This window comes from Salinicola corii, from assembly GCF_008298015.1.
Lineage (GTDB): Bacteria > Pseudomonadota > Gammaproteobacteria > Pseudomonadales > Halomonadaceae > Salinicola > Salinicola corii.
The window spans coordinates 255,747-276,741 of record NZ_VTPX01000003.1 but is presented as its reverse complement, the minus strand read 5'-3'; the positions used below and the strand labels follow the sequence as shown (position 1 = coordinate 276,741).

21 protein-coding genes are annotated in these 20,995 nt (G+C 63.8%); 12 read left to right on the top strand and 9 right to left on the bottom strand.

Annotation, left to right across the window (positions count from 1 at the left end):
• Positions 1-5 precede the first annotated feature (5 nt).
• The gene (sohB, locus tag F0A16_RS07720; protein ID WP_149434803.1) at positions 6-1,046 is read right to left on the bottom strand and encodes a protease SohB; all 1,041 of its coding nucleotides are present in this window, start codon (positions 1,044-1,046) and stop codon (positions 6-8) included.
• Between the two features lie 134 nt (positions 1,047-1,180).
• Between sohB and F0A16_RS07715 the strand changes: the two genes are divergently transcribed.
• Positions 1,181-1,501, top strand: a complete 321-nt coding sequence (locus tag F0A16_RS07715) for an SCP2 sterol-binding domain-containing protein (protein ID WP_149434802.1) — start codon at positions 1,181-1,183, stop codon at positions 1,499-1,501.
• A 10-nt stretch (positions 1,502-1,511) separates the two neighbouring features.
• Here the strand turns inward: F0A16_RS07715 and nudC are convergent, their stop codons facing one another.
• The 4 genes from nudC to F0A16_RS07695 form a co-directional block, all read right to left on the bottom strand.
• Complete coding sequence (gene nudC, locus F0A16_RS07710) at positions 1,512-2,282, bottom strand: NAD(+) diphosphatase (protein WP_149434960.1); 771 nt, start codon at positions 2,280-2,282, stop codon at positions 1,512-1,514.
• Positions 2,282-3,031: a DNA polymerase III subunit epsilon gene (gene dnaQ / locus F0A16_RS07705; protein WP_149434801.1), complete on the bottom strand. Its 750-nt coding sequence runs from the start codon at positions 3,029-3,031 to the stop codon at positions 2,282-2,284. Before dnaQ ends, nudC begins: the two co-directional genes overlap by 1 nt.
• A 54-nt stretch (positions 3,032-3,085) precedes the next feature.
• The gene (gene rnhA, locus F0A16_RS07700) at positions 3,086-3,541 is read right to left on the bottom strand and encodes a ribonuclease HI (protein ID WP_149434959.1); all 456 of its coding nucleotides are present in this window, start codon (positions 3,539-3,541) and stop codon (positions 3,086-3,088) included.
• 98 nt (positions 3,542-3,639) lie between these two features.
• The gene (locus tag F0A16_RS07695; RefSeq protein WP_149434800.1) at positions 3,640-4,557 is read right to left on the bottom strand and encodes a class I SAM-dependent methyltransferase; all 918 of its coding nucleotides are present in this window, start codon (positions 4,555-4,557) and stop codon (positions 3,640-3,642) included.
• 168 nt (positions 4,558-4,725) lie between these two features.
• Here F0A16_RS07695 and gloB point away from each other — a divergent pair, with 168 nt between their 5' ends.
• The 6 genes from gloB (at position 4,726) to F0A16_RS07665 (ending at position 12,457) form a co-directional block, all read left to right on the top strand.
• Complete coding sequence (gene gloB, locus F0A16_RS07690) at positions 4,726-5,493, top strand: hydroxyacylglutathione hydrolase (protein ID WP_149434799.1); 768 nt, start codon at positions 4,726-4,728, stop codon at positions 5,491-5,493.
• 78 nt (positions 5,494-5,571) lie between these two features.
• A complete protein-coding gene (locus tag F0A16_RS07685; protein WP_149434798.1) occupies positions 5,572-6,732 on the top strand; it encodes a transglycosylase SLT domain-containing protein in 1,161 nt (386 codons plus the stop codon).
• 102 nt (positions 6,733-6,834) lie between these two features.
• Entirely contained in the window at positions 6,835-8,694 is a 1,860-nt protein-coding gene (locus F0A16_RS07680; protein WP_239023751.1) for an extracellular solute-binding protein, read from the top strand.
• Positions 8,695-8,703: 9 nt separating this feature from the next.
• Positions 8,704-9,777: a microcin C ABC transporter permease YejB gene (locus tag F0A16_RS07675; RefSeq protein WP_149434797.1), complete on the top strand. Its 1,074-nt coding sequence runs from the start codon at positions 8,704-8,706 to the stop codon at positions 9,775-9,777.
• On the top strand, positions 9,777-10,874 hold the full coding sequence (locus tag F0A16_RS07670) for an ABC transporter permease (RefSeq protein WP_149434796.1): 1,098 nt from the start codon (positions 9,777-9,779) through the stop codon (positions 10,872-10,874). Before F0A16_RS07675 ends, F0A16_RS07670 begins: the two co-directional genes overlap by 1 nt.
• Positions 10,871-12,457: an ABC transporter ATP-binding protein gene (locus tag F0A16_RS07665; RefSeq protein WP_149434795.1), complete on the top strand. Its 1,587-nt coding sequence runs from the start codon at positions 10,871-10,873 to the stop codon at positions 12,455-12,457. Before F0A16_RS07670 ends, F0A16_RS07665 begins: the two co-directional genes overlap by 4 nt.
• 79 nt (positions 12,458-12,536) lie before the next feature.
• On the opposite strand, the gene F0A16_RS07660 is transcribed toward F0A16_RS07665, so the two are convergent.
• The 3 genes from F0A16_RS07660 to F0A16_RS22245 are packed head-to-tail and all read right to left on the bottom strand — an operon-like array spanning position 12,537 to position 14,066.
• Positions 12,537-13,238 (bottom strand): pseudouridine synthase, encoded by a 702-nt coding sequence (locus F0A16_RS07660; RefSeq protein WP_149434794.1) that lies wholly within the window; start codon positions 13,236-13,238, stop codon positions 12,537-12,539.
• A gap of 1 nt (position 13,239) precedes the next feature.
• Complete coding sequence (locus tag F0A16_RS07655; RefSeq protein ID WP_420853075.1) at positions 13,240-13,785, bottom strand: nitrilase-related carbon-nitrogen hydrolase; 546 nt, start codon at positions 13,783-13,785, stop codon at positions 13,240-13,242.
• Positions 13,743-14,066 carry a carbon-nitrogen hydrolase family protein gene (locus tag F0A16_RS22245; protein ID WP_420853069.1) on the bottom strand — a complete coding sequence of 108 codons (324 nt, stop codon included), beginning with the start codon at positions 14,064-14,066 and terminating at the stop codon, positions 13,743-13,745. The genes F0A16_RS07655 and F0A16_RS22245 overlap by 43 nt, the downstream gene beginning before the upstream one ends.
• A gap of 103 nt (positions 14,067-14,169) precedes the next feature.
• On the opposite strand from F0A16_RS22245, the gene rarD reads away from it, so the two are divergent.
• Positions 14,170-15,150 carry an EamA family transporter RarD gene (gene rarD / locus F0A16_RS07650; protein ID WP_149434793.1) on the top strand — a complete coding sequence of 327 codons (981 nt, stop codon included), beginning with the start codon at positions 14,170-14,172 and terminating at the stop codon, positions 15,148-15,150.
• 108 nt (positions 15,151-15,258) lie between these two features.
• On the opposite strand, the gene fliE is transcribed toward rarD, so the two are convergent.
• Positions 15,259-15,585: a flagellar hook-basal body complex protein FliE gene (gene fliE, locus F0A16_RS07645; protein ID WP_149434792.1), complete on the bottom strand. Its 327-nt coding sequence runs from the start codon at positions 15,583-15,585 to the stop codon at positions 15,259-15,261.
• A gap of 305 nt (positions 15,586-15,890) precedes the next feature.
• Here fliE and fliF point away from each other — a divergent pair, with 305 nt between their 5' ends.
• From fliF to fliI, 4 genes are read left to right on the top strand one after another with little or no spacing between them, the layout of a single operon-like run.
• Positions 15,891-17,717, top strand: a complete 1,827-nt coding sequence (gene fliF / locus F0A16_RS07640) for a flagellar basal-body MS-ring/collar protein FliF (RefSeq protein ID WP_149434791.1) — start codon at positions 15,891-15,893, stop codon at positions 17,715-17,717.
• Positions 17,714-18,712 (top strand): flagellar motor switch protein FliG, encoded by a 999-nt coding sequence (gene fliG / locus F0A16_RS07635; RefSeq protein WP_149434790.1) that lies wholly within the window; start codon positions 17,714-17,716, stop codon positions 18,710-18,712. Before fliF ends, fliG begins: the two co-directional genes overlap by 4 nt.
• Positions 18,699-19,487 carry a flagellar assembly protein FliH gene (locus F0A16_RS07630; protein ID WP_149434789.1) on the top strand — a complete coding sequence of 263 codons (789 nt, stop codon included), beginning with the start codon at positions 18,699-18,701 and terminating at the stop codon, positions 19,485-19,487. The genes fliG and F0A16_RS07630 overlap by 14 nt, the downstream gene beginning before the upstream one ends.
• Complete coding sequence (gene fliI / locus F0A16_RS07625; protein WP_149434788.1) at positions 19,480-20,901, top strand: flagellar protein export ATPase FliI; 1,422 nt, start codon at positions 19,480-19,482, stop codon at positions 20,899-20,901. The genes F0A16_RS07630 and fliI overlap by 8 nt, the downstream gene beginning before the upstream one ends.
• Positions 20,902-20,995 lie beyond the last annotated feature (94 nt).

The window sequence follows — 20,995 nt, the reverse complement described above, 5'->3', positions numbered from 1 at the left end:
GCGTCCTAGCGGCGTTGCCAGCGAAGGTCCTCGACTCGCTGTAGCACGCGATCGATGCCAGTCTCCACACCGCTCTCCACGCCCTTCCCCAGCTTTCCCATCAAGCCGGAACGAGGCGTCAGCGACACCTTCAACACCCGCGCTCGATCTCTCTGCTTCTCCAGGAGATAGGCGTCGCTGGTGCCCACCGCATCGATAAGGCCAGCCTCCAGCGCTTCGCTTCCATACCAGATTTCGCCGGTCGCGACTTTCTCGATATCCAGCGAGGGACGACGGGCGGACACGTAACGCTTGAACAGATCGTGGGTGGACTCGAGATCCTCGAGGAATTTGGTTCGGCCCTCCTCGCTGTTTTCACCCAGCACGGTCAAGGTCCGCTTGTAGCGCCCCGCCGTTAGGAGCTCGACGTCCACGTCGTGCCGTTTCAGCAAACGGTGGACATTGGGTATCTGCGCCACCACACCGATCGATCCGATCACGGCAAACGGTGCCGCGATCAGTCGGTTGGCACAGCAGGCCATCATGTAGCCACCGCTGGCGGCGACCTTGTCGACGCAAACCGTCAACCGCGCGCCGGCATCACGCAGGCGGTCGAGCTGTGCCGCAGCCAATCCGTAACTGTGCACCAGTCCACCACCGGACTGCAGGCGCAACACGACCTCGTCTCCATCGCGGATCGTTTCCAGCAGCAGTGACACCAGCTCGGCCAGCGCCGGCGTGCCGGAAGCCTTGAGGTCCCCATCGAAGTCGAGCACCCAGACACGCTCGGCCTCTTGCGACGCCCCCTGCTTCTGGGTCAGCTTGACCGACCTTCGCAACTGCTTGGACAACTGCCGTCGACGCGCCTTGGGCGCCGCGGCCAGGTTCAGCTGTCGGGACCGACGCTGAAACCGCTCATCGAGCTCCGTGACCTTCAGCCGGGCTTCGCTATCGCCCCGGCCTCTACGACGCCCATGGGCCACCAGCGCCAGAATGATCCCGATGGCGATGACCAGCGTTGCCGTCTTCGCTAGAAAGAGGCCGTACTCGGCCAGCCATTCGACCACATCACGCTCCTTGTCCTTGGTTCGGAAACTTCATCGGTTTGAGCTACTCCCGGGGGGAGATTAAGCTGCTCCGGCGCTTGCATGCCGATACTGGCGATGATCTTCTTAGCGCTTCTGTCACGGGAGATGTCATCATGGACGACGATCAGTTGATCGCCAAACTCAGGGCTCGGTTCGACGCCAAGGCTGCCGAGGGCGTTTCGGCCATCTATCAGTTCGACCTCGACGATGTCGACGATTATCACATGACCATCGATGATGGTTCGCTCGACATTCAGCCCGGTCGCCATCCGAATCCCGGCGTCACCATCTCGAGCGATACCGGAACGCTGATGGCCCTGGTCAGGAAGGAGCTCAACTCGATGCAGGCCTTGCTGACCGGCAAGGTAAAGGTCACCGGAAACATCGGCCTCGCGAGCCGGCTTCCCAAACTTTTCGCCAACTCCAGTCGATGAGCCGCAGCGATCAACGCACTGCGACCGCGCCTCGATGCGTCTCGATCAACTGACGTGAAATCGAGTACACCGGTGGCAGTTGCGGCAGCGTTTCGGGACTGAACCAGGCAGCGTCCACGATCTCTTCTCCGTCGATACGAATACGTCGGCTGGCCGCTTCGGCGAAGAACCCCATCATCAACGAGTGCGGAAATGGCCAGGACTGACTCTTGAAAAAGCTGACGCGTCCGACATCCACGCCCACCTCCTCCATCACCTCACGGCGAACGGCAGCCTCTACGGCTTCTCCAGGTTCGATGAAACCGGCAAGTGTCGAATAACGCTGTGGCGGAAAACGGGGGCTCCGCGCCAGCAGCATGTCCTTGCCATGGGTCACCAGAGTGATGATGCAGGGCGATATCCGCGGATAACCGCGCAACCCGCAGTGGTCGCACTGCATCGCGAATTCGTGAGTCAGGCGGCGGGTGGCGTTGCCGCAGCGCCCGCAAAAGCGATGATCGCGCTCCCAGCGGGTAACCTGCAGCGCGGTCGCCAGCAGTTCGCTCTGCGCGACGCTCACTTGGGCCAACCAGTCACGGAAGCCCGGCCAGTCGTCGCCGTCAGCCTCGACCACGACGGCGACCGGCTTGCCCTCCCAATACCCCAGGCGCAGCGCCTGTTCGGGCCACCGCTCACAGTAGCCGAGCATGCCGCCCGATTCGGCCGGCGCCACACCGCTGCCGTTCATCCGCAGCAGCCAGCCGCCGACCACGTCCACCGGCGGTATCTCCCGCTGCAACATCAGTGCTGGTTCTCCGGCGCTGCCAGCGTGTCCCAACGACACTCGCCGGCCGCCTTGCGGATCTGCTCCAGACGTTGATGATGAGCCTGCCACTCGGCTTCGCTGGGTCTGGTCACCGCCAGCCTCAAGCCTTCGCGGTCGATGCGACGCAGCCCGCTGGCGCCACCCGCCTCGCGATCGCCGCCCTCGTCGTTGCCGGCCAGCGACAGCGCGGTCTGGCCACCGGTCATGGCGAGGTAGACATCGGCGAGAATCTCGGAGTCCAGCAGTGCGCCGTGAAGCACGCGCTGGCCGTTGTCGATGTCGTAGCGCTTGCACAGGGCGTCGAGGCTGTTGCGCTGCCCTGGGTGCATCTCGCGGGCCATCTTCAACGTATCCAGCACGCTGCAATGCTCCGCTACCGGGCCCAGGACGGGTTCGCCGCGCAACGCTTTCAGCAGCCTGAATTCGTGATCGAAGAACCCGACGTCGAAGGGCGCGTTATGGATGATCAGCTGTGCGCCCCGCATGAACTCCCAGAGCTCGTCGGCGATCTGGGCGAAGACCGGCTCGTTGGCGACCCGGTCGTTGGTGATGCCATGTATCTCGATGGCTTCCGCCTCGATGTCACGCTCCGGATTGACGTACTGATGATAGGTCCGCCCCGTGAAACGGCGGTTGATCAATTCGATACCACCGATCTCGATGATGCGATGGCCTTCACGCGGATCGATGCCGGTGGTTTCCGTGTCCATGACGATCTGGCGCATGGTTATCCTCGCTTTTGCCTGGCGGCAGTCATGTCGTTTCGGTGCGGTAAACCGCTATTTCGAGGCTCGACGCCTGGCAACCACTTCATCGATGGCCTCGTTGACCAGCCGGTCGGCCGCTTCATTGCCCTGGTGCCCGCTGTGGCCTTTGACCCAATGCCACTCAATACTGTGGCGGCGAGTCTCGGCGAGCAACTCCCGCCATAGTTCCGCGTTCTTTACTGGCTGCTTCGCCGCGGTCACCCAGCCGCGCTTCTGCCAGCCGTGAATCCATTCGGTGATGCCCTTGCGAACATATTGGGAATCCGTCCAGAGAGAGACCCGGCACGGCCGGTCCAGCGCGCGCAGCGCCTGAATAGCGGCCATCAATTCCATGCGATTGTTGGTGGTCTCGGCCTCGCCGCCTTTCATGGTTTTTTCGTGCCGACCGGCAACCAGCAAGGCCCCCCAGCCACCGGGCCCAGGGTTGCCGCGGCACCCGCCGTCGGTATAGATCGTCACAGCGGGCATCGTCGAGGATTCGGAGGTAGGAGCGGACAAGACATACTCTCTCAGTGGCAAGCGGTCTTTGATATCTATCGGTCTTCGATGTGGTCGGGCCATCGAGCTCAGGCGATCGTCCGGGGCGATCCTTCGCGGGTGGAGGCATGCAGTTCGGATCGCTCTCGCCTCGATTCGGAGCTCCGATCTTTCCGGCCCCCACTCGGAGGCTGTGCCCCGGGTTCGACGGTCGTCCGGCACTTGGCACTGGCCGGCGTGAGGTTCGATTCGTCGCGGTTGCGCGGCCGATCGGGCCCGGCCTCCTTCGCCAGTCCGAGCCATGCGCCCGACCGGCGGCCCTGGAGCACCGGCTTGCGCAGCTTGATAGGCTGGACGGGTACGTTGCGCCGACGCGCAACCAGCAGGTAGGCCGTCGCCAGCGGCACATTGTAGCGGCGCCCGAGCGTCTCCAGACGATCGCTCCCGCTCGCCCGGCCCGGCAATCGAAAGCCGCAGTAGTCTACCCTCTCGATCTCGAAGTCGACAAACGTCAACCAGTCCCGCAGGCGCCCCGGCGTTCGCCACTGCTTCCGCCACGGTGTCGGGCGCTTGCCTCGGCGCGCCGCGGCCGGCCCGAACGGATGCCAGCCGAACACCAGCAGGCGGCCATCCGAGCGCGTGACCCGGGCGGCTTCCTGAAGAACGTGGTGCGGTTGATCCACCGCCTCCAGCAAATGATGCAGCAACGTCAGATCGACGCTGTCGTCGGCCAACGGCAGGCTATCGGGCAGACAGATCAGGCTGTTCTCGTTTCGAACGAGATCGGGAGAAGGCACCCAATCCAGCGCATGGCGAATGGGACACATGTCGCTCATCATCGGCGCCATGCCCATTTGCAGACTGACGATGCCCCGATGCTGTTCACAGTGTGGCCCGAGACAGGCACGCTCGGCTCGCCACAGCGCAACTCCGGGTGTCGATTCCCAGAACCGGCGCCCCTCTCGGACGGCGGACGGCAAGCTCTGAACGGGCGGCGAGATTGACACGGACGACTTTACTCCCCAAGGTTATCGCTTTTTGACGACGGTTCGATGCCACGTTCGACGACCGGACGGTGGTCGTCTCCGTGAACCTGTGCTCGACGCGCGGGTCACAACGGCATTCGAACCTCGACACCTGAATCTCGAGACCAACCTGCCGGAGAAGAATGCCACATGTTGACCGTGATGCCGATTCCCGCGTTCCAGGACAACTATATATGGGTGTTGCGTCAAGACACTCAGGATCGTGTCGCCGTCGTCGATCCCGGTGACGCCGATCCCGTGATCGCCTGGCTGGAGCAGGAGAATCTGACGCTCGACACCATCCTCGTCACTCATCACCACAAGGATCATACCGGTGGGCTGCAAGCGCTGACCGAGCGCTACGCGCCGCAGGTCTACGGTCCCAACAACGAAGCCATTCCCGGCATCCTCCACCGCGTCGGCGAGGGTGATGAATGCCGTGTTCTGGGTCGTCGCTTCGAGGTCTACGCCGTCCCCGGTCACACCCTGGATCATATCGCCTTCCACGCCCCCGGCACACCAGGATTACTGTTCGCTGGCGACACGCTCTTTTCCGGCGGCTGTGGCCGGCTATTCGAGGGCTCTCCCCTGCAGATGCAGGAGTCACTCGCCAAGTTCGACGCGCTGCCGGAAGACACGCTGGTGTTCGCCGCCCATGAATACACGCTGGCCAACCTCGCGTTTGCCGCCGCCGCCGAGCCCGACAACGCGATCCGGGATAGCTACCGGGCCGAGTGCCGGAAGGCGCGCGATCTCGATCGCCCCACCCTGCCGACCACCCTGGGGCGGGAGCGTCAGATCAACCCCTTTCTGCGCATCGGCGATCCGGGACTGCTCGAGACGCTTCGCCAACAGGGGCCCGTCGATGACGACGCCACCGCGTTCGCCACGCTGCGAGCCTGGAAGGACCGATTCTGACCATCACCGTGAAAGACGAGGGTATCCACCGCGCGGTCGCATCGATTGGCCAGCGGTGTCATCAAGGATGTTGAACGCATGAATTTTCGAACCGGACGCTGCCGGATTGTCGTCGGTCTCACCGGCGGCCTGCTGCTGTCGACGCTGCCCTTGGCGGCCATGGCCAAGGAAGCCCCGGATACGACGAGCAGCGCGTCCCGGCACTCGTTCTGGTCCGCTCTCGCCCTGCAAGGGCGTAGCGCCCCCGATGTCTGGAGCCGGCTGCGCAAGGGCTTCCGGCTGTCTCACGAAACGGCCAACCCCAGGGTCGCCGAATGGCTCGACTGGTATCGCGCCCACCCGCAGCACGTCGAAAGAGTCGCCTCGCAGGCCAAGCCCTGGCTGCGCTGGGTGACGCAGCAGCTGGAATCCCATCACCTGCCTAGCGAAATCGCGCTACTGCCGTTCATCGAGAGCGGCTACGACCCGACGGCCACCAATCCCGGCGGCGCCGCAGGCCTGTGGCAGTTCATGCCGGCAACCGGCGATGCGATGGGGCTGTCGCGCACGGCGTGGTACGACGGGCGTCACGACGTCGTCGCCGCCACCGCCGCCGCGATGAACTACATCCAGCAGCAGGCCAATCGCTGGTACGACGGCGATATGCTGCTGGCGTTGGCTGCGTACAATGCCGGCGCCGGCACGGTGAACGCCGCCCGGGAGGCGGCCGCCAATCGCGGCGAGCCGATCGACTACTGGCATCTGCGACTGCCCGCCGAAACCATGGATTACATCCCGCGCCTGCTGGCGCTCTCCGAAGTGGTCGCCGAGCCGGAACGATACGGCGTGGTCCTGCCGTCGATTCCGGACAAGGTCCAGTTTGCCCAGGTCGAGACCGACGGCCCCTTGACACTCTCGATGGCTGCCGAGCTTGCGGGCGTCGACCCGCAGACGCTGCGGGAGCTGAACCCGGGATTCAAACGGGCATCGACCCGGCCACGCGACGATGCCAGTATCCTGGTGCCGGTGGCGGCCAAGCAACGTTTCCTGGCCAATCTCGCAACGCTGCCCGCCTCTGAGCGCACGGTGATGAACCGCTATGTGGTTCGCCGCGGCGACACGCTCTCCGCCATTGCCGCGCGCTTCGGGGTCAGTATCGGCGAGATCCAACGCGAAAACGGCCTCGACGGCAGCACCATCCGCATCGGACAGGCGTTGACCGTCCCGTCAACGTCGCTGGCCCAGAACAGCCATCGATAGCCCTCCGGAGATAGCGCTTTGAAATCATGGTCGTTGCCGATAAAGCGTGTCGGAACGCCTGCCTCCCGCGCAGGCATCGGCACCGAGAGCAGGATGTCGACGATGGCTGGATTTCGATGGCTAATGGCGGTCATCACGCTGGCGCTGGCCGCCCCGCTGCCGGCCTCTGCCGATGGCCAGTTTAACGATACCGGGACAGCGCCTGGCGATGTCCCGACAGTGCACGCCATCGCGCTCTATGACGACCCCGCCCTGCCCGCAGACTTCGAACATCTGCCCTACGCCAACCCCGAGGCGCCCAGAGGCGGTACCTTGCGCCGAGCCGCCAACGGGAGTTTCGACTCGACCAACCCCTTCATCATCCAGGGCACGCCGGCGGATGGGCTCAATCAGATCTACGACACACTGATGGAGTCCAGCGCCGACGAGCCTTTCACTATGTATGGGCTGCTGGCCGACGGGATCCGGCTCGACCCGGAGCGCCACTGGATGGAGATCGATCTCCGGCCCGAAGCCCATTTTCACGATGGCCACTCAGTCACCGCCGAGGATGTGGTGTTCAGCTTCCGGCTGCTGCGCGACAAGGGCTCGCCCTTCTATCGCGCCTACTACGCCAGCGTGGAGTCGGTTTCGGCGCTGGACGAGCGGACGGTGCGATTCGAGTTTTCGAACAATCAATCGAGAGAGCTGCCACTGATCCTGGGTCAACTGCCGGTGTTGCCCAAGCACTATTGGCGGGAACGCGACTTCACCCGCACCACGCTGGACAAGCTCCTGGGGTCCGGCCCCTACGAGATCGCCGAGATCGACCCCGGCCGGCGCATCGTCTATCGCCGGGTCGCGGACTACTGGGGTCGCGATCTGCCGCTCAATCGGGGGCGCTACAATATCGACCGACTGGTCTACGACTATTTCCGCGACCAGTCAGTCGCCCTGGAGGCGTTCATGGCCGGCGCGCTGGACATGCGCATCGAAAGCAGCGCCAAGAACTGGGCCACCGCCTATGACACGCCGGCAGTCGAGGATGGTGTCATCCAGCGGGTGATTGTGCCGGATGGGCAGCCCGCCGGCATGCAGGGATACGTGATCAACACGCGCCGAGCGCAGCTCGGCGACCCGAGAGTCCGCCGCGCGCTGGGGCTCGCGTTCGATTTCGACTGGGTCAACCGGCACCTGTTCTACGGCGCCTATCAGCGTACCGAGAGCTACTTCCAGAATTCGGAGATGGCGGCGAGGGGATTGCCCGGAGACGATGAACTGGCGTTGCTCGAACCCTATCGCGATCGACTGCCCGCCACAGTGTTCGACCGGCCACTGCCGATAGCGCAACCGGAAGCGCTCCGCCCGCGCCTGCGCAAGGCGCTGGAGCTGTTGCGCCAAGTCGGCTATGACGTGCGTGACGGCACGCTGGTGAATCTCGAGACCGGTCGGCCATTCACCCTAGAGTTCCTGCTCTACGACAGCCAGTGGGAACGTATCACCCAGCCCTTCGTGCGCAATCTGGAGCGGCTCGGCATCCGCAGCAAGATCCGGGTGGTGGACGTCAATCAATATCTCGATCGCCTGAGGCGCTTCCAGTTCGACATGATCGTCGGCAGTTTTCCGCAGTCGGCCAATCCGGGTAACGAACAGCGGAATTTCTGGACCAGCGAGTACGCCGACGTCCCCCAGAGCCGAAACCTGGCCGGCGTGAAAGACCCGGTGGTCGATGCGCTGGTCGATGAACTGATTCGTGCGGACAGTCGCGAAAAGCTGGATACTGCCTCGCGAGCGCTGGATCGCGTCCTAAGGTGGGGATTCTACGTCGTGCCGCAGTGGAACTTCGACGGCACCCGCGTCGCGGTGTGGAACAAGTTCGCGCATCCCAGACCTTTCCCGCGCTATACGCCGGATTTCTCGGTCTGGTGGGTCGACCCCGAACGGGCCGGCGCCATCGCCGCCCGTCAGCGCGGACAGGAGTGACTGCCGACCATGGCCAGCTACGTCGTTCGCCGCCTGCTGTTGATGATCCCGACGCTGTTGGGGATCCTGCTGCTCAATTTCATCATCGTCCAGGCGGCACCGGGCGGCCCCATCGATCAGATGATGGCACGCTTCGAGGGGTTGAGCAGCACCGCGAGCACCGGCCTCGAAGGCGGTGGCGGGGACAGCGTCGGCGGCAACGACTCCCGGCGCCTCCAGGGCGTCAACGACCAGTTGCGCCAGACGCTGACCGAGGAGTTCGGATTCGACAAGCCCGCCTGGGAGCGCTTCGCCCTCATGCTGCGGGACTACGCCACGTTCGATCTCGGCGACAGCCTGTTCCGGGGTCAGCCGGTCACCACCCTGATTCTGGATCGACTGCCGGTATCGATCTCGCTGGGCCTCTGGACCACCCTGCTCGTCTACCTGATCTCGATCCCGCTGGGCATTCGCAAGGCGCTACGCCATGGCAGCGCGTTCGATATCTGGTCCTCGAGCGTCGTGATCGTCGGCTACGCGATCCCTGGATTCCTGTTTGCCATTCTGTTGATCGTGGTGTTCGCCGGCGGCAGCTACCTCAACTGGTTCCCGTTGCGCGGGCTGACCTCGGCCAACTTCGGCGAGCTCTCCCTGCTGGGCAAGATTCAGGACTACTTCTGGCATATCGCGCTGCCCGTCGCCGCCTCGGCGATCGGCAGCTTCGCCACCCTGACCATGCTGACCAAGAACAGTTTTCTGGACGAGATCCACAAGCAGTACGTGCTGACCGCCCGCGCCAAGGGGGCTTCCGACCGACGCGTGCTCTACGGCCACGTCTTTCGTAACGCCATGCTGATCATCATCGCCGGCATGCCGGCCGCGTTGATCGGCATCTTCTTCACCGGATCGCTGCTGATCGAGGTGATCTTCTCGCTCAACGGACTGGGCCTGCTCGGTTTCGAGGCCGTCATGCAGCGTGACTACCCGCTGATCTTCGGCACGCTCTATCTCTATACCCTGATCGGTCTGCTGCTGAAACTGGTCTCCGACCTGACCTACGTCTGGGTCGATCCACGCATCGATTTTGCTACCCGGGAGTCGTAATGACACCGAATCGACGTCAGCGGCTCTCGCCGATCACCCGGCGGCGGCTCCAGGTCTTCCGGCACCATGGACGCGCTTACTGGTCGCTGTGGCTCTTCGGGCTGCTGTTCGCGCTCAGCCTCGCGGCGGAATTGATCGCCAACGACAAGCCGATCGTGATGCAGTATCAGGGAGAGTGGTACTTCCCCATGCTGGTGGATTACCCGGAGACCGAGTTCGACGGATTCCTCCCCACCACGGCCGATTACCGCGACCCCTTCGTGCGCGAGCAGATCGATCGCCACGGCTGGATGCTGTGGCCCCCGGTCCCCTTCTCCTACCAGACCCTCGATCGCGACATTCAGGGCCCGGTCCCCTCCCCGCCCGATTCACGCCACTGGCTGGGAACCGACGATCAGGGGCGCGACGTTTTCGCTCGGGTGCTTTACGGCTTCCGCTTGTCGGTGACATTCGCCCTGGCCCTGACCGTGGGCTCGATCCTGCTCGGCGTGTTCATTGGCGGCGCGCAGGGGTACTACGGCGGCAAGATCGACCTGTTCGGCCAGCGCCTGATCGAGATCTGGTCGGGACTCCCGGTGCTGTTCCTGCTGATCATCCTGGCCAGCCTGGTCGAACCCAATATCTGGTGGCTGCTGGGGATCATGCTGCTGTTCTCCTGGCTGGGCCTGGTCGACATCGTGCGTGCCGAATTCCTGCGCGCCAGGAACCTCGAGTACGTCAGGGCGGCTCGAGCCATGGGCCTGCCTTCCCGGCTGATCATGCGCCGCCATGTGCTGCCCAATGCCATGGTGGCCACACTGACGTTCATCCCGTTCCTGTTCACCGGCGCCATCACCACGCTGACGGCGCTCGACTTCCTCGGTTTCGGCCTGCCGCCGGGCTCGCCCTCGCTGGGGGAGCTGGTGGCACAAGGTAAGAACAACCTGCAGGCGCCATGGCTGGGAGTCACGGCCTTCGTTTCTCTGAGCCTGATGCTGTCGCTGCTGGTGTTCATCGGAGAAGGCCTCCGCGATGCCTTCGACCCGCGCCATATCGTCACCTCGGCGGCTGCCGCGCGCCCGACGCCAGCGCACCACGACCAGGAAGGTCAGCCATGAGCCAAACGCCCCTGTTCGAACTGTGTCGGTTATCGGTCCACTTCGGCGAGACGCAGGCCGTGTCCGAGCTGGATCTGCATGTGGAGCGTGGCGAGACCGTGGCCATCGTGGGCGAGTCCGGCTCCGGCAAGTCGGTCAGCGTCCTCGGCGCGCTGGGGTTGCTTCCGCCTGGCAGCCAGGTGGCAGGGACGCGCACCTTCGCGGGTCGCGACCTGGGCCGGTTGAGCCGGCGCGAGTGGAACGATCTTCGCGGCGGCAGCATCGGCTTCGTCTTCCAGGAGCCGATGACTTCGCTCAATCCATTGCACACCATCGGCAAGCAACTGCGGGAAACGTTGCGCCTGCACCAGGGATTGCGTGGCAACGCCGCGTCGCGGCGTGCCCGGGAACTACTGGCGCAGGTCGAGCTCCCCAGGATCGACGAGCTCATGGCGGCCTGGCCTCACCAGCTCTCCGGGGGGCAACGCCAACGGGTCATGATCGCCATGGCGATCGCCAACGAGCCGCAGCTGCTGATTGCCGACGAGCCCACCACGGCGCTGGACGTCACGGTGCAACGGCAGATTCTGGCGCTGCTGGACGAGCTCCGGCAGCGCCTCGACATGGGCCTGCTGTTGATCAGCCACGATCTCAACCTGGTCCGGCGCCACGCCGACCGGGTGATCGTCATGCAACAGGGCAAGCAGGTGGAGACCGGCACGGCTCGCGCAGTCTTCGAGACACCGCAGGCGGCCTATACGCGCCAGTTGATCGACGCCGTGCCCTCCGGCCGCCCCCGGCCGTTGCCACCGCAAGGCGAGCTTCTGCTGAGCGCCAGCGATTTCAGCGTGACGTTCAAGCGGCCCAAGCCGCTACTGCGTCCCAGGCCCCCGGCCTTCGTCGCCGTCGAACCGCTGTCGCTGGAACTCCGCCGCGGCGAGACCCTCGGCGTGGTCGGCGAATCCGGGTCGGGCAAGTCGACCCTGGCCTCGGCGCTCATTCGACTGCTGCCGTCCAGCGGCGAAATCCGCTTCGACGGCCAGCGTCTGGATCGGCTGGGCGGCGAGACGCTTCGACGACAGCGACGCGCGCTCCAGATCGTGTTCCAGGATCCTTACAGCTCGCTCTCTCCTCGCATGTCGGTTGCTGATATCATCAGCGAAGGGCTACGATTTCATCACCCCGAACTGACGCCGGCGGTGGTGGCAGAACGTATCGCCGAGGCCCTTCACGACGTCGATCTGCCAGCGGATTGCGGTCACCGCTATCCCCACGAATTCTCCGGCGGTCAACGCCAGCGTATCGCCATTGCCCGCACGCTGATCCTGAAGCCCAAGCTGCTGATCCTCGATGAGCCGACCTCGGCACTGGATCGCACGGTACAGAAGCAGTTGATCGAATTGCTGCGCAACGTCCAGGCAAAGCATGACCTCACCTACCTGTTCATCAGCCACGATCTCGCCGTGGTACGCGCGATGGCACACCGAATTCTGGTGCTCAAGGATGGCAAGGTCATGGAACAGGGCGACTGTGAAACGCTGCTCCACTCGCCCCGCACCGCCTACACTCGCGCCCTCATCGAAGCGTCCTCGCTGACCGGATGACGCTCCAGTCATCTACTTTGCCGTAAAACAAGATAACGGTATAAAGTCATCAACCCGCACGGCCTCACGACCGCGATGCCTAGAAGGCCGCAATCTCTTCCGAACGTAGATGGCGACACTCCCCCGGCGCCAGGTCCGGGTCGAGGACCAAGGGACCGATGGATTCACGATGCAGCGTCACCACCGTATAACCGACCGCTGTCAGCATCCGGCGAATCTGGTGGTAGCGTCCCTCCGTTACCCCGACCACGACCTCGGACTCGCCAACGGCCTCGAAAGTCGCGGGTTTGGTGGGTTTCTCGTCGCCGTTCAGCATGACTCCCTCCGCGAACTGCCTCGCCACACGCGCCGCGTCGGCAGCGGACAGGGTTTCGCTCAATGTCGCCCGGTAGCGCTTCTCGAAAGCGTGGTTGGGCGAGGTCACGCGATGGGTCCACTTGCCATCGTCGCTGATCAGCAGCAATCCCGAGGTATCCACGTCCAGCCGCCCCACCGGATGCAGGCGCTCCAGTTGGGGTATGTCGATCAGGCTGAGTACCGATGGATAGTGCGTCGGCCGCATCGAGCACTCGACCCCGACCGGCTTGTGCATCATCAGATAGCGCATGCCGACCCGTTCCAGCGGCTCCTCGTTCCAGCGAACCTCCTGCTCGTCGCTTACCTGCCTCGCGCCGTCACGCGTCACCTCGCCATCGACGCTCACCTCAAACTGGCGCAGCGCACGCTTGGCCTGGCTTCGCGTCAGTTCCGTGGCTTCGCTAAGAAATCTATCCAACCGCATGTCAGGCTTCCCAATGAAAGGTGTCGGCATCTTGCCACGCCGGAAACTTTTCGCGAAACGTCTTCAGCGCCTCGGCGGACAGCGTCGCGGTCTCGACGAACCCTGCGCCGGTCGGGCTATCGATCATCGGCTCGCCCTTGAAGTCCACGACCATCGAGTCGCCGGCGTACTCCAGCCCATTGCCATCCCTCCCTACGCGGTTGACGCCAATGACGTAACCGAGATTCTCGATCGCCCTGGCCTGCAGCAGCGTTCGCCAGGGCTGTCTGCGCGGCGCCGGCCAGTTGGCGACGCACAATAGCGCGTCGTATTCGAAATGTTCGGGCGCGCTCGGTCGTTGGCGCAGCCAGACGGGGAACCGCAGGTCATAACAGACCGACAGCAGCAGCCGAAACCCCTTCAACTCCACGACCTTGCGGGCCTGGCCCATCGAGTAGTGCAAAGGCTCGTCGCCCATCCGAAACAGATGGCGTTTGTCGTAGTACTCGATGCCGCCGTCCGGCGTCACCCAGTAAAGCCGGTTGTATCGGGCACTGGTGTCGGCGATCGCCAGACTGCCGGCGATCGCGCAGTCGCGCAGTCGCGCAGTCGCGCTCTCGCGCCTGGCGCCTGGCGCCGCATCCAGTCCAGCGTGGGGCTCGCGTCGGCCGGCTCCGCCATCACTTCGGCATTCATGGTAAAACCGGTGGCAAACATCTCCGGCAGCACGATCAGATCCGTCCGGCTTCCGTCCAGCGTGCCCATGCGATGGTCAAGCAACTGCCGGTTGGCCTCGGGATTTTCCCACTCGAGCTCGCTCTGGACGAGACTGACTCGTAGATCGTTCATGACGTTATCTCCTGCCGCATGTCGGGATCCATCACTTCGTCAACGTAAATGGCTGTCATGATAGATTACCCAGCCTCCGAACCCGAGAGCGACGAGAAGCAATATGTCGGTATCCTCCTCAGACAAGACCCTGCTAGGTAGCGCGAAATCGGCGGACGACGCATCACGACACGAAACGCGTCGCGGTGTCGGTTACGGCGTTACCGCCTACGCCCTTTGGGGATGCTTTCCGCTCTTCTTTTCGCTGTTCGACGGGGTGCCGGCCTTCGAAGTACTCATCCAGAGAATTCTCTGGTCCTGCGCCTTCCTGATCGTCGTGGTCACGCTTATGGGCCGCTGGGCCGCCATCCGCAACGGTTTTCCCGGACCCCGGGAGGCGATCCGCAGACTGGGATGGATTATGGGTTGCGCGCTGCTCATCGCGCTGAACTGGGGGCTCTACATCTATGCGGTGGAAACGCATCGCGTGCTGCAGGCGAGTCTGGGCTATTTCATGACGCCACTGGTCAATGTCGCGCTGGGCATGCTCGTCCTGCGCGAACGGCTCGGCCGCTGGCAGATGATGGCGATGGGGCTGGCGCTGGCGGCAGTGACACTGCAACTCGTTCTGCTGGGGACCCTGCCCTGGATCAGTCTGGTGCTGGCCATGACGTTCGGCAGCTACGGTCTGCTGCGCAAACGCGTGCCACTGGATGCGCTCTCCGGCCTGCTGGTGGAGACGAGCCTGCTACTGCCCCTGAGCCTGGTGGCCCTGGCCTGGCTGACATCGCACGGGCAGTCTCACTTCGGCGGTAGCTTCGACACCACGGCACTGATGATCGTCAGTGGCGTGGTGACTACCCTGCCGCTGCTCGCCTTTGCCGGCGCCACGAAGCGTCTGACCCTCTCCACCATCGGTTTTCTGATGTATCTCAACCCCACGCTGCAATTTCTGCTGGCGCTATGGGTCTTCGGCGAGCCGCTCGCCTGGCCTCAGCTGTTGACCTTCGCGTTGATCTGGATCGGCCTCGGCCTCTACTCGGTCGAGGCCTGGCGACATCATCGCAAGGTGCTCGCCCGCAGCAGCGCTCGAGTGCCAAGATGAGCGCATCGAGCCGACTCTCGTTGCTAGGGGACGTATCGCGGGAGCCGGTCAGGAGCTGTTGACGTTTCGGCGCAACCCGGAAGACCGAGCATGAAACGTCAGCAATCTCTATACCTGCAGCCCCATGATCTCCTTGTAGGCGGTTACCAGACGGTTACGCACCTGAACCCCCATATCGAAAGAGACGCTCGCCTTCTGCATGTCGATCATCACATCGTTCAGCGCCACGTTCGGATCGCCGGCCTGGAAGGACATCGCCTGCTGGTTGGCGGTCTGCTGCATCTGATTGATTCGTCCAAGCGACGCCTGCAACTCACCGGCAAAGCTGCCACCGGTTTCGGTCAGCGATGGCTGCGATGCCGCGCCCTGACCGCTTGCCTGGGTCGATAGCGCCTGCATCTGTTGAAGCGCTGCTTGAATGGCTGGAGCACTCATGAGGATTTCCTGTATGACGATGTTTCCGAGCACGACGCGGAGAACCGTCGATGAATTCGACGCTCGCAGCCTATCAACAGCGCGACAACGGCCATCGTGGTAAATGCGTGTGAAAACACCGGCTTTTCCCACCTTCAGCGTTAACAGGCCGACACATAATGGCTGCCATCAAACTAACGCCCCGGCCAGAGCCGCTTCGGAACGGTATTCCGAGCGTGTCGAGGTACGGATGAGCAGACGCGTTGCAGGGAGCAGACTACTGCCATGTTGTCGAGTTGCACCACGTGCCATGATCGGAGCACGACATGAGCACGGCCACGTCGCCCAACGACACTCCAGGTTCAGGTAATCCGTCCGCACGACAGTCGACCCGGCAAACCGCGTCGGAGACGGCCGCTGGCGGACGCGACTGGTTGAACAAGCTTCGGGGCAGCCCGCGCGTTCCGCTCATCGTGGCCGCCGCCGCCGCCGTCGCCGTCGTGATCGCGCTGCTGATGTGGGCTCGCGCGCCGGAATACCGCGTCCTCTATTCCACCCTGACCGATGCCGACGGCGGCCGCATCATCACCCAGCTCGACGCCATGGGCATCCCCTACCAGTTCAGCGAAGGCGGTCAAGCGCTGCTGGTGCCCGCCGACCAGGTGAGACCCGTTCGTCTCAAGCTGGCCGAGCAAGGTCTGCCCGAAGCCAGCGGCGTCGGTTTCGAGCTGATGGATGATCAGGCATTCGGCATCAGCCAGTTCGCCGAGCAGGTCAACTACCAGCGCGCGCTGGAGGGCGAACTGGCCCGTACCATCGGCACGCTGGGTAGCGTCGAACGGGCTCGCGTCCATCTCGCCATGGCCAAGCCGTCGGTGTTCGTCCGCGAAAGCCAGCCCGCCTCCGCCTCCGTCGTCCTCGATCTGCAACCGGGGCGAGTGTTGGGCGAGGGGCAGGTCAACGCCATCGTGCACATGGTCTCCAGCAGCGTGCCCCAACTGGCCGTGGACGACGTCACCGTCATCGACCAGAACGGGGATCTGTTGAGCCGACCCGCCGGCAACACCAACCAGCTCGACGGCAGCCAGCTCGACTACGTCAGCAACCTCGAGACCCAGTACGCGAACCGCATCGAGGCGATCCTCGCGCCCATCGTCGGTGCACGTAACGTGCGTGCGCAGGTCACGGCCCAGGTCGATTTCTCCCAGCGGGAGCAGACGGCGGAACGTTATGGCCCCAATCAGGCACCGAATGCAGCGGCGGTCCGCAGCCAGCAGAACAGCTCGTCGTTCCAGAGCAACGACGACCTCGCCATGGGCGTCCCCGGCGCATTGAGCAACCAGCCGCCGGGCACCGCCGCTTCGCCGATCAACGCCCCGGCGACCCAGGATCAGAACGCGGCCAACGACACCGGCAACCAAGGCGACGATCAGGCAACGGATCGCCTGGGCACGGACACCCAGACCGCGAGCAATACCGATACCGGCCAGGTGCATCGCGACAGCACGATTAACTACGAAGTGGACCGCACCGTCGAACACGTCAAGCAGCACAGTGGCGATATCGACCGCCTCTCCGTCGCCGTCGTGGTCAACTATCGCGACGGGGTCGACGATGAGGGCAATCCGACCCGCGTCGCCCTGAGCGATACGGAGATGGATCAGATTCGGGGGCTCGTGCGTCAGGCGATGGGCTTCTCGGAGGCGCGCGGCGATGCCCTCGAAGTCGTCAACAGCCCGTTTCAAGCCAATGCACCGGAGTTCGAGAAGCAGCCGTGGTGGCAGACACCGGAAGTCTGGAGCCTCGCCAAGAGCGTGCTGAAATATCTCGTCGTGGCTCTGGTCGCCCTGTTCCTGTGGTTCAAGCTGCTCAAGCCGCTGATTCGTCGCCAGACTCGCGAATCGGCCCCGGTACAGCCGGCTTCATCGATGCCCGCCGCCGACGCGGCGGCGGCCGCGGCAAGCTATCAGGCTGTCGGCGGCAGCGGCGGTGTCGACAACGCGAGTCGCGCAAGTGGCACGCAGCGTGGACGTGAGCGAAATCGGCGCGGCGCCTCGAATTACGAGCAGGATCTCAAGGACGTCCGTGAAATCGCCCAGGAAGACCCTCGCCTGGTCGCCATGGTCGTCAGAAGCTGGATGGATAAATCATGACGACGCCAATGACCGGCGCCCGGCGCGGCGCCATCCTACTGCTCTCATTGGACGAGGACAGCGCTGCCGAGGTATTCAAATACCTCTCGAGCCGCGAGGTACAGGAAATCAGCCAGGAAATGGCCAAGCTGGGACAGGTCTCCCACGAAGAGATGGCGGTCGTTCTCCGTGACTTCCACGACGAGGCCGAACAGTTCACTGCCATCAACCTGCACTCCAACGATCATATCCGTGCGGTGCTGACCAAGGCGCTGGGCAGCGAGCGCGCCAGCAGTCTGATCGAAGACATTCTCGAGACCAGTAATACGGCGTCGGGTATCGATTCCCTGAATCTGATGGAAGCCTCTATGGTCGCGGAACTGATTCGCGACGAGCATCCGCAGATCATCGCCACCATTCTGGTACACCTGGAACGCGGCCAGGCCGCCGATATCCTCGAACTGTTCGACGAAAAACAGCGCGACGACGTCATGCTGCGCATTGCCACGTTCAGCGGCGTGCAGCCGGCGGCACTGCAGGAGCTTACCGAGGTGCTCACCTCCATGCTGGACGGCACCAATCTCAAGCGCAGCAAGATGGGCGGCGTGAGAACCGCCGCCGAGATTCTCAACCTGATGAATTCCGCACAGGAGGAGCAGGTCATCAACGTGGTTCGCACGCACAGCGAGGACCTTGCGCAACGCATCATCGACGAGATGTTCCTGTTCGAGAATCTGCTGGATATCGACGATCGTGGCATCCAGTTGATACTGCGAGAAATCGAGACCAACTCTCTGGTCATCGCACTGCGGGGCGCGGAGGAAACGCTGATCGACAAGTTCACGCGCAACATGTCCCAGCGCGCGGCACAGCTGATGCGCGAGGACATGGAAAACCGCGGACCGGTGCGCTTGTCCCAGGTGGAAAACGAACAGAAGGCGATCCTGGGTGTGGTACGGCGGTTGGCCGACTCCGGCGAAATCGCCCTGAGCGGTGGCGACGATGGCTACGTCTGATCGCGGCGACCGTTCTGCATCCGGCGCCCATGGCGCGTGGCACCGCTGGCAGATGGGAGACCTGGGCCACCCGCCCTCTTCCGACACCTCCGTCACTCATGCCGAACCTCCCCAACGTCGTCAACAGCAGGACGCCGAGGCCAGAGCTTGTCAGAGCATCGCCGAAAAAGCCCGACGCGAAGGGCTCGATCAAGGCTACCGCGAAGGACACGAGCAAGGATATCGGGCCGGCTACAGCGAAGGTGTCACAGAGGGCAATGCCGCCGCCGAGCTGGAATTTCACAAGCGGCTGGACATGACGCTTACCCCACTCGCCAGGCTGGCAGAAAATTTCCAGCTGGCGCTGGCATCGCTCGACGCCGAGATCGGGGATCAACTGGTCGAACTGGCGTTGATTGCCGGTCGCCAACTGGCCGGTGAATCGCTGGCCGCCAAGCCAGAGCACATCCTCAGCGTGGTGCGCGAGCTGCTCGATGCCGACACCACGTTGAGCGGCAAGCCTCGGCTCTGGCTGAACCCGCAGGATCTCGAGCTGGTGACATCGACGATGAGCGACACCCTCGAAGCCAGCGGCTGGGAGTGCCATGCCGACCCAACGTTGGAACGCGGCGGATGTCGCGCCTCCAGCGCTGGCGGTGGCCTGGATGCGAGCCTGAGCACACAGTGGAAGGCCATTCTCGATCAACGCAGGCGCTCGAGGGCCGGTTCGCCCCCCACCGATGCAGCGCCCCTCGCGAAGAAGGACACCGGTGACGAAGAGGACTTCGATGGGTGACGTCGAACGTTCTCCACAGGCCTCGGAGGTGGCTTCGCACTATCAACGCTGGCGCCTCTCGCTGGGCAAGGTCACCCAGCGGGTCGAGTCGCTCTCCCACTATCGTCATGAAGGTCGAGTGACCCGCGCTACGGGGCTGGTACTGGAAGCCGTCGGCATCCGTCTCCCCCTGGGGAGCGCCTGCCTGATCGAACTCTCTTCCGGAACGGGAAACGGTGAGGACGAACGTTTCGCCGAAGCCGAAATCGTCGGGTTCGCCGGCGACAAGCTGTTCCTCATGCCGCTGGCCGACACCAGCGGTCTGCTTCCCGGTGCCCGCGTACTGGCGCTCAGCGGCAATCGGCTCGACGTTGCCAGCGCGAGACGCTTTCCCTTGGGCGAGTGCCTGCTGGGACGCGTCGTCGATGGCAACGGTCGCCCTCTCGATGATCACGGCTCCTTGGAGCAGGTGCCACATGCCCCGCTCGAAACGCCTCCCATCAACCCCTTGGCTCGAGCCCCCATCGATACCACCATCGACGTGGGCATTCGCGCCATCAACGCCCTGCTGACCGTGGGGCGTGGCCAGCGCATGGGGCTATTCGCCGGCTCCGGGGTCGGCAAGAGCGTTTTGTTGGGCATGATGGCTCGGTACACCGACGCCGACGTCATCGTCGTCGGCTTGATCGGCGAGCGCGGACGCGAGGTCCAGGATTTCATCGAGAACATCCTCGGCGAGGAGGGGCTGGCCCGCGCCGTAGTCGTGGCGGCCCCTGCCGATACCTCTCCCCTGCAGCGCATGCAAGGCGCCGCCTACGCCACTCGCCTGGCTGAGGACTTCCGAGACCAGGGTCGCAACGTGCTACTGATCATGGACTCGCTGACCCGCTATGCCATGGCCGCCCGCGAGATCGCACTGGCGATCGGCGAGCCTCCGGCGACCAAGGGCTACCCGCCCTCCGTGTTCGCCAAGTTGCCGGCGCTGGTCGAGCGAGCCGGCAATGGCAAGCGCGGCGGCGGCTCGATCACCGCGTTCTATACCGTCTTGACGGAAGGCGACGATCAGCAGGATCCGATCGCCGATTCAGCTCGCGCCATCCTCGACGGCCATATCGTCCTATCACGGCAACTGGCGGAGAGCGGCCATTATCCCGCGATCGACATCGAAGCGTCGATCAGCCGCGCGATGCCCGCTGTCGTCGAAACAAGACGCCTGCGCCAAGCCCAGGAATTCAAGCAGATGATCTCCCGTTATCAGCGCAATCGCGACCTGATCAATGTCGGCGCCTATGTCAGTGGCCAGGATCCTCAGCTCGACCGCGCCGTCGCTCTCTATCCTCGGTTGGAGACGTTCCTGCAGCAACGGATGAACGAAACGGCCGGAATCGAGCACACCCGTTCGGAACTCGACCGCCTCATTCCGATCGACGACTGAACTGCCATCCTAGCTCGCCGTTTCACCGGTCTCCTTCCCCCCTGACCTCGATCGGGAATAGTGGTTTTTATTGCCGCTTATCGAGCCTTTGGGG

Excerpts from the sequence above, each read along its gene's own strand:
- F0A16_RS07685 (WP_149434798.1), top strand. The coding sequence starts at position 5,572 with ATGAATTTTCGAACCGGACGCTGCCGGATTGTCGTCGGTCTCACCGGC.
- fliF (WP_149434791.1), top strand. The coding sequence starts at position 15,891 with ATGAGCACGGCCACGTCGCCCAACGACACTCCAGGTTCAGGTAATCCG.
- F0A16_RS07670 (WP_149434796.1), top strand. The coding sequence starts at position 9,777 with ATGACACCGAATCGACGTCAGCGGCTCTCGCCGATCACCCGGCGGCGG.
- fliE (WP_149434792.1), bottom strand. The coding sequence starts at position 15,585 with ATGAGTGCTCCAGCCATTCAAGCAGCGCTTCAACAGATGCAGGCGCTA.
- F0A16_RS22245 (WP_420853069.1), bottom strand. The coding sequence starts at position 14,066 with ATGAACGATCTACGAGTCAGTCTCGTCCAGAGCGAGCTCGAGTGGGAA.
- nudC (WP_149434960.1), bottom strand. The coding sequence starts at position 2,282 with ATGTTGCAGCGGGAGATACCGCCGGTGGACGTGGTCGGCGGCTGGCTG.
- gloB (WP_149434799.1), top strand. The coding sequence starts at position 4,726 with ATGTTGACCGTGATGCCGATTCCCGCGTTCCAGGACAACTATATATGG.
- rarD (WP_149434793.1), top strand. The coding sequence starts at position 14,170 with ATGTCGGTATCCTCCTCAGACAAGACCCTGCTAGGTAGCGCGAAATCG.
- F0A16_RS07630 (WP_149434789.1), top strand. The coding sequence starts at position 18,699 with ATGGCTACGTCTGATCGCGGCGACCGTTCTGCATCCGGCGCCCATGGC.
- fliG (WP_149434790.1), top strand. The coding sequence starts at position 17,714 with ATGACGACGCCAATGACCGGCGCCCGGCGCGGCGCCATCCTACTGCTC.
- fliI (WP_149434788.1), top strand. The coding sequence starts at position 19,480 with ATGGGTGACGTCGAACGTTCTCCACAGGCCTCGGAGGTGGCTTCGCAC.
- F0A16_RS07660 (WP_149434794.1), bottom strand. The coding sequence starts at position 13,238 with ATGCGGTTGGATAGATTTCTTAGCGAAGCCACGGAACTGACGCGAAGC.
- rnhA (WP_149434959.1), bottom strand. The coding sequence starts at position 3,541 with ATGCCCGCTGTGACGATCTATACCGACGGCGGGTGCCGCGGCAACCCT.
- F0A16_RS07665 (WP_149434795.1), top strand. The coding sequence starts at position 10,871 with ATGAGCCAAACGCCCCTGTTCGAACTGTGTCGGTTATCGGTCCACTTC.
- F0A16_RS07715 (WP_149434802.1), top strand. The coding sequence starts at position 1,181 with ATGGACGACGATCAGTTGATCGCCAAACTCAGGGCTCGGTTCGACGCC.
- F0A16_RS07675 (WP_149434797.1), top strand. The coding sequence starts at position 8,704 with ATGGCCAGCTACGTCGTTCGCCGCCTGCTGTTGATGATCCCGACGCTG.
- F0A16_RS07680 (WP_239023751.1), top strand. The coding sequence starts at position 6,835 with ATGGCTGGATTTCGATGGCTAATGGCGGTCATCACGCTGGCGCTGGCC.
- dnaQ (WP_149434801.1), bottom strand. The coding sequence starts at position 3,031 with ATGCGCCAGATCGTCATGGACACGGAAACCACCGGCATCGATCCGCGT.